The following is a 7,414-nucleotide window of genomic DNA, read 5'->3' as shown; positions in this document are numbered from 1 at the left end:
CCCAGCCAGCGCTGCCACACCGGCCGGCCCACCACCAGATGCTCGCACCAATCAACGGGCGAACCACCCCAGCCAGCGCTGCCACACCGACCGGCCCACCACCAGATGCTCGCACCAATCAACGGCCGCGCCGAGCCGACCAGCCCGGCTCGCGACTAGGTGCTCGCGCCGATCAGCGGGCGAATCGCATCTGGCATCCCTCGGATCGCTTGCCCGCGCGCGCGTGCGATGCTCACGCGCATGTCCGCGTTGCGCAGCCCCGAGTCCCGTCTGCCGCGCTCCCCGGGTGGGTCCGGGCAGACCCCGCCGGTGTGGCGGGTGATGTGTGCGATCGACCACGCGCTGGTGCGGTCGGTGGGGCGGATCGAGATCACCGGGGAGTTCCCGGCGCACCTGCGGGGCAAGCCGGTGTTGGTGGCGGCGAACCACATCGGGATGTTCGACCCGTTCGTGCTGATCGCGGCGTTGCGCAAGGTGGGGGTGTTGCCGCGGTTCATGTTGACCGGGGGGTTGTTGGACGCGCCGGTGCTCGGGTACTTCCTGCGCAAGGCCGGTCACCTGCGGGTCGACCGGGGCAAGGCGAACATCGCCGACGTGTTCGGGCGGGCCACGGAGGTGCTCACCACGGCGAGCGTGCCGCTGCTGCTCTACCCCGAGGGCCGGGTCAGCCGGGAGCCGGGGCTGTGGCCGGAGCGCGGCAAGACCGGGGCGGCGCGGATGGCGTTGCACGGGGACGTGCCGGTGCTGACCATCAGCCAGTGGGGCGCGCACGAGGCGGTGTGCTGGGGCACCGAGGTGGTCACCGGGCCCGCCGACGTCAAGCCGCTGGTGACCTCGTTCTTCCGGGCGGTGCGCAGGCGGCCGGTGTTCAAGGTGCACTTCGGCGGGGTGGTCGACCTGTCGGACCTGTCGGCGGGCACGACCGGCGACGCGGTGCGGGCGCACGCGCGGATCATGCGGCAGATCACCGCCGACCTGGCGCCGTTGCGCGCGGACCAGCCCGACGAGCCCGCCTTCCACGACCCGACCCGGCCGTGCGACTCGACGAGCCCCTGGCGGCCGTGAGGACTGGCAGGAAACGTCCTACCACTGGCCGTCGACTTCGGACACACTGCTCGGCGTGACCACCAAGACGTCCGTACCGGTTGGCGAGTCCCACCGCGCCAGGGGCACGGTGTTCATCCTCGTGGCCTCGACCGCCTTCGCCAGTTCCGGCCCGTTGGCCAAGCCGGTGATGCAGGCCGGGTTCGCCCCGGAGCAGGTGGCCAGCGCGCGGGCGGGTCTTGCGGCGCTGATGCTGCTGGTCGGGGTCGCGGTGGTCAGGCCGAGCGTCCTGCGGGTCCGCCGGGAGCACTGGCGGGTCGTGGTCGCCTACGGGCTCGTCGGCGTCGCCGCGGTGCAGTTCCTGTTCTTCCTCGCCGTGTCCCGGCTGCCGGTCGGCGTGGCGATGCTGCTGGAGTACACCTCGCCGGTGCTGGTCGCGCTGTGGGTGCGGTTCGTGCGGCACGTGCGGTTGCCGTCGCTGTCGTGGCTGGGCACCGCGCTGGCGCTCGGCGGGCTGGCGCTGGTCTCGCAGGTGTGGTCCGGCCTGGCGCTGGACGGGGTGGGGCTGCTCGCGGGCGTCGGCGCGGCGCTGTGCTCGGCGGGCTACTACCTGCTCGGCGAGAAGGGTGCGGGCGAGCAACACCCGATCGGGATGGTCACCTGGGGGATGGCCGTGGGCGCGGCGGGCCTGTTCGTCGTCGCGCCGCCGTGGCGGATGCCGCTCGAGCGGCTCGGCGAGCCCGCCCGGCTCGGCGGCGCGGAACTGCCGATCTGGGTGCTGCTGGTGACCGTCGCCGCGGTCAGCACGGCCATCGCGTACGCCCTGAGCACCACTTCTCTGCGCGACCTGCCCTCGCAGGTGGCCAGCGTGCTCGCGCTCTCGGAGCCCGTGGTGGCCACGCTGCTGGCCTGGTCGCTGCTCGGCGAGGTGCTGGAACCGGTGCAGATCGTGGGCATGGTGGTGCTGCTGAGCGGGGCGCTGCTGGTCCAACTGGCGGCCCGCACCCCTGTCACACCAGCAGAACCATTGCCCACCGAATGAGACCGCGGTCACGTCGGAATCACTCTGTCGAGTGAATGTCGTCCCTGTCACGCCGTCACCGGAACCGAAAAAGGTAAAGGGCCGTTTACCTGACGGACGCGACACATCGTGGTCGATCGGTCACCATGTGCTCACCAGGGCCGGGACTCCCGGCCTGGATCACCCGACCTGCGATGACACCCGACAACTCACCTGACACACAGGAGGTTCCGCCATGGGCCAGCTACGCCCGAGCGGTCCGGCACACGCGCCGCCAGCGGCGGCGGCCAGGCGCTGGTTGCGCCACGACGCCCGCTTCGACCTCTCCGCCTCGCTCGTCGTCTTCCTCGTCGCCATCCCCCTCTCGGTCGGCATCGCCGCCGCTTCCGGTGCCCCGGTCATGGCCGGGCTCATCGCCGCCGTCATCGGCGGGGTCGTCGCCGGATCGCTCGGGGGGTCCCCCCTGCAGGTCAGCGGCCCCGCCGCGGGCCTCACCGTGGTCGTCGCCGGGCTGATCTCCCAGTTCGGCTGGGCCGTCACCTGCGCGATCACCGTGCTCGCCGGTGTGCTGCAGGTCGCGCTCGGCGCCTGCCGGATCGGCCGCGCCGCGCTCGCCATCTCCCCCACCGTCGTCAACGCCATGCTCGCGGGCATCGGCGTGACCATCGTCCTCGGCCAGCTGCACGTCCTCACGGGCGGCGCGGCGGAGGCGTCCGCCTGGGAGAACGTGCGCGACCTGCCCGCCGCCGTCGCGGGGCTGGACCCGGCCGCGGCCGCCACGGGGTTACTGGTCATCGGGATGCTGGTGCTGTGGCCGAGGATGCCCGCCCGGTTGCGCGGGGTGCCCGGTCCGCTGGTGGCGATCGTGCTGGTGACCGGGGCGAGCGTGCTGCTGGTGCTCGACGTGGCGCGGGTGTCGCTGCCGGATGATCCGCTCTCGGCGATCCACCTGCCGCAGCTGCCGGACGGGGAGTGGTTCGCCTTCGCCGTGGGCGTGGCGACCATGACGATCATCGCGAGCGTGGAGAGCCTGCTCTCGGCGGTGTCGGTCGACAAGCTGGCCAGCGGCCACCGCAGCGACCTGAACCGGGAGCTGATCGGGCAGGGCAGCGCCAACATGGCCTCCGGCCTGCTCGGTGGTCTGCCGGTGACGGGCGTGATCGTGCGCAGTTCCACCAACGTCCGCGCGGGTGCCCGGACCAGGGCTTCCGCTGTGCTGCACGGGATCTGGGTGCTGTTGTTCACCGTGCTGCTGGTGGGCCTGGTCGAGCAGGTGCCGCTGGCGGCGCTGGCCGGGCTATTGATCGTGATGGGCGTGAAGCTGGTGCGCCCGGCCGATGTCGCCGTCGCTCGCAAGCACGGCGACCTGCACGTGTACCTGGTCACGCTGGCCGGGGTGGTGTTGCTGGACCTGTTGCAGGGCGTGCTGATCGGGCTCGCGGTGTCGCTGCTGGGCATGGTGCGCCGGGTGGTGTGGGCCAGGGTGCGGGTGCGCACCGGCGACGAGACCGACGAGGACGGCAGGCCGCTGTGCGCGGTGATCGTCGAGGGCACGCTGAGCTTCCTGTCGGTGCCCCGGCTCTCGCGGGTGCTGACCCAGGTCCCCGACGGCAGCGCGGTGCACCTGGAACTGGTCGTCGACTACCTCGACCACGCGGCGTACGAGCACCTCTCCGCCTGGCAGCGCCAGCACGAGGGCACCGGCGGCACGGTCGCCGTGGACGAGATCGGCGACATCCCGCACAGCAGGAGCGGTCTGCCCCGGTGGTTCTCGCCGTGGTCGCACTGGCAGGACACCGAGCGCCCGCTGATCCCGGCGCAGCGCTCGCTCCACGACCACGTGCTGCGGCCGCTGGTGACCGGCGCGCAGGAGTACCAGCGGACCGGGGCACCCGCGCTGCGCCCGCACCTGCGCAAGCTCGCCGGGTCCCAGCAGCCACACGCGGTCTTCCTGACCTGCGCCGACTCGCGCATCGTGCCGAACGTGATCACCGCGTCCGGCCCGGGTGACCTGTTCACCATCCGCAACGTGGGCAACCTGGTGCCGGACCCGGGGCCGGTCGGCGACCAGTCGGTGCACGCGGGGGTGCTCTACGCGGTGCGCGCCCTGCGGGTGCCGACCCTGGTCGTCTGCGGCCACTCCGGCTGCGGCGGCATGGCCGCCCTGCTCGCCGACCGGCGCACCATGCCCGAGGGCGACCCCATGGGCCAGTGGCTGCGCTGGGGCGAGCCCAGCCTGACCGCCCTGCGCGCCGGACACCCCATCGCCGACCACGCCGCCGAGGCGGGCTGGTCCGAAGTGGACCGACTGGCGATGGTGAACGTGGCCGTGCAACTGGAGAAGCTGCGCGCCATCCCCGAGGTGGCCGCCAGCGACATCCGCCTGGTAGGCCTCTTCTTCGACATCCCCTCCGGCGCCCTGCTCATGCTCGACAACGACCGCCTGACCCCCCTGGCCGACACCGCCCTCACCGGCTGATCCCACCGCACACCACCAGGCCCGGGGTCACTCACCCCGGGCCTGGTCCGTGCTCATCCGCTCCGGGGGCCGAACTGTGTCCACAGTGGACCGGGGTCAGCCGCCGTTGGTCGGGGTGTAGGCCGGACCCCGAGTGGTGCCGGGGCCGACGAGGTCGACGAAGAGGCGGCCCAAAGCCACTCGGGCTTGAACCGCGGCGTTGGTGCCGCCGAAGTCGGTGGGGTCGCCTGCGCCTTGGGAGAAGAGGGCGTAGGTGAGGGTGAGAGCTCCGGCGGCGTCGAAGACCAGGCCAGCTTCGTTGCGGCCGTTGGTGAACCAGCCTGCCTTGGTGGCGACGCGGGCTCGTTCGTCGGAGGACAGGTTGCGGCGGATGCCGTCGGTGTGGGCGGCCTGGGAGCGCAGGATCTTGAGCACGAACTCGGTGGACGACGCCGACAGCAGGCGGCCTGCGGCGAGGGCGTTGAACAGGTCGTGGGTCTCGCGCGGGGTGGTCTTGCCGAGGTAGAAGCGGTTCGGGTTCGCCGAGGGCGAGACCTGGGTGCGCGGGAAACCCTTGGCCACCAGCGTCTGGTTGACCTCGACCGTCGGCGTCACCAGGCCCGCCAACCGGTTCGCGGTGTCGTCGGAGACCGACAGCAGCAGCGCCAGCGCGTGCCCGAGGGTCACCGAGCTCGGGTAGGCGCCGTCGAGCGGGAAGATGCCGTCACCGGTGTAGCTCACGATCTCGGCGGTGACCTCCAGCCGCTGCGCCAGCGACGCCTGCCCCCGGTCGACCTTGTCCAGCACCGCGACCGCCACCGCGACCTTGTTGACGCTGTACGCCTCCACCAGGTCGTCGGCGTGCTCGGCCACCACCGGCTGCCCGAGGTGGCTGATCAGCGCCTGCCACGCCCCACCGGCCCGCGCGGTCTCCGCCCGGTAGCACCGCTGGATCCGCTCGGCGGGCGTGCGCCCCCCGGCAGCGGCGGCTGCCGGGATGCCCGTCCCCACCACGGCCACCGCGGCCGCGCCCAACCCGAGCGCCGCGCGCCGGTTCACCCCTGTCGTCATCGCTCCCCCTCGACCGGGCGCGGGCCGAGCTGCCCGCGCCCGGTCGAGCCTGCCACGGCGGGCCCGACAAGCCCACCGACCGGCAGAAGATCAGACCGGGATGACGGTGGGGACGATCATCGGCCGCCTGCGGTAGGTGTCGGCCACCCAGCGGCCCACCACCCGGCGCACCGACTGGGCGATGCGGTGGGTGTCGGTGATGCCCTCGGACTCGGTGTGCGAGAGCTCCATCTCCACCAGCGACAGCACCCCATCGAGCGCCTTGGGGTCGTCGGAGAAGCCGCGGCCGGACACCGTCGGGGCCGACACCGCGCGCCCGGTGGTCGAGTCGACCACCACGGTGATCGCGATGAAACCGCCCTCGCCGAGCACCAGCCGGTCCGACAGGGTGGACTCGCCGACGTCGCCGACCGAGAGGCCGTCGACGTAGACGTGGCCGACCTCGACCCGCCCGGTGATCGCGGCGCGCCCGTCGACCAGGTCGACCACCACGCCGTCCTCGGCGATGACCACGTGGTCGGCGGGCACCCCGGTCTTGACCGCGAGCTCGGCGTTGGCGCGCAGGTGCCGCCACTCGCCGTGCACCGGCATGACGTTGCTGGGGCGGACCGCGTTGTAGAGGAACAGCAGCTCACCGGCGGGGGCGTGCCCGGACACGTGGACCTTGGCGTTGCCCTGGTGCACCACGTGCGCGCCGAGCCGGACCAGGCCGTTGACCACGCCGAACACCGCGTTCTCGTTGCCGGGGATCAGCGAGCTGGCCAGGATGACGGTGTCGCCGGGCCGGATGGAGATCTGCCGGTGCTCGCCGCGCGCCATCCGCGACAGCGCCGAGAGCGGCTCGCCCTGGGACCCGGTGGACACGAACAGCACCTTGTCCTCGGGCATGGCCATCGCCTCGTCGAGGTTGACCAGCAGCCCCGGCGGCACCGACAGCAGCCCCAGGTCGGCGGCGATGCCCATGTTGCGCACCATCGAGCGGCCCACCAGGGCGACCCGGCGGTCGTGCGCGACGGCCACGTCGAGCACCTGCTGCACCCGGTGCACGTGGCTGGCGAAGCAGGCGACGATGACCCGCTGGTCGGCACGGGCGATGACGCCGTCGATGACCGGGCCGATCTCGCGCTCGGAGATGACGAACCCGGGGACCTCGGCGTTGGTGGAGTCGACCAGGAACAGGTCGACTCCCTCGTCGCCGAGCCGGGAGAACCCGGCCAGGTCGGTGAGCCTGCCGTCGAGCGGCAGCTGGTCGAGCTTGATGTCGCCGGTGTGCAGCACGATGCCCGCGGGCGTGCGGATGGCCACCGCGAGCGCGTCCGGGATCGAGTGGTTGACCGCGAAGAACTCCAGGTCGAACTCGCCGTAGCTGATCTTCTCGCCCTCGGTGACCTCGCGCAGCCTGGGGTCGAGCCGGTGCTCCTTGCACTTGGCGGCGACCAGGGCGAGGGTGAACCGGGAGCCGACGACCGGCAGGTCGGGGCGCAGCCGCAGCAGGAACGGGACCGCGCCGATGTGGTCCTCGTGGCCGTGGGTGAGCACCAGCGCGTCGATCTCGTGCAGCCGGGACTCGATCGGCCGGAAGTCGGGCAGGATCAGGTCGACGCCGGGCTGCTGGTCCTCGGGGAACAGCACGCCGCAGTCGACGATGAGCAGCCTGCCCGCGTGCTCGAAGACGGTCATGTTCCGGCCGACCTCGCCGATGCCGCCCAGCGCGACGACCCGCAGGCCGCCGTCGGGCAGGGCGGGCGGCGGGTTGGTCGGCCACTTGCCCGACTTGGGGGGTTGGCTCACTGGGCGCTCACCCGGCCTTCCGTCCTGTC

At 72.5% G+C, this 7,414-nt stretch carries 5 protein-coding genes; 3 read left to right on the top strand and 2 right to left on the bottom strand.

Features of this window, described 5'->3' with window-relative positions; all coding sequences use genetic code 11:
• Positions 1 to 240: 240 nt before the first annotated feature.
• The 3 genes from BMY07_RS15455 to BMY07_RS15445 all read left to right on the top strand — a co-directional run bounded on the left by BMY07_RS15455 (position 241) and on the right by BMY07_RS15445 (position 4,544).
• Positions 241 to 1,065, top strand: coding sequence for a lysophospholipid acyltransferase family protein (locus tag BMY07_RS15455; RefSeq protein WP_245782403.1), 825 nt, complete (start codon positions 241 to 243; stop codon positions 1,063 to 1,065).
• Between the two features lie 55 nt (positions 1,066 to 1,120).
• Entirely contained in the window at positions 1,121 to 2,086 is a 966-nt protein-coding gene (locus BMY07_RS15450) for an EamA family transporter (RefSeq protein ID WP_245782402.1), read from the top strand.
• Between the two features lie 214 nt (positions 2,087 to 2,300).
• Entirely contained in the window at positions 2,301 to 4,544 is a 2,244-nt protein-coding gene (locus BMY07_RS15445; RefSeq protein ID WP_092778757.1) for a SulP family inorganic anion transporter, read from the top strand.
• A gap of 96 nt (positions 4,545 to 4,640) precedes the next feature.
• Here the strand turns inward: BMY07_RS15445 and BMY07_RS15440 are convergent, their stop codons facing one another.
• Positions 4,641 to 5,594, bottom strand: coding sequence for a serine hydrolase (locus tag BMY07_RS15440; protein ID WP_092778756.1), 954 nt, complete (start codon positions 5,592 to 5,594; stop codon positions 4,641 to 4,643).
• A 90-nt stretch (positions 5,595 to 5,684) separates the two neighbouring features.
• Positions 5,685 to 7,385, bottom strand: coding sequence for a ribonuclease J (locus BMY07_RS15435; RefSeq protein WP_092778755.1), 1,701 nt, complete (start codon positions 7,383 to 7,385; stop codon positions 5,685 to 5,687).
• Between the last annotated feature and the right edge of the window lie 29 nt (positions 7,386 to 7,414).

This window comes from Actinokineospora terrae (genome assembly GCF_900111175.1).
GTDB classification, from domain to species: Bacteria; Actinomycetota; Actinomycetes; order Mycobacteriales; family Pseudonocardiaceae; genus Actinokineospora; species Actinokineospora terrae.
Note: the sequence above shows the minus strand (reverse complement) of the source record. Positions and strands in the feature narration are given on the sequence as shown.

Bases quoted from the DNA above. Each gene is read 5' to 3' on its own strand.
- BMY07_RS15445 (WP_092778757.1), top strand. From the start codon at position 2,301: ATGGGCCAGCTACGCCCGAGCGGTCCGGCACACGCGCCGCCAGCGGCG.
- BMY07_RS15455 (WP_245782403.1), top strand. From the start codon at position 241: ATGTCCGCGTTGCGCAGCCCCGAGTCCCGTCTGCCGCGCTCCCCGGGT.
- BMY07_RS15440 (WP_092778756.1), bottom strand. From the start codon at position 5,594: ATGACGACAGGGGTGAACCGGCGCGCGGCGCTCGGGTTGGGCGCGGCC.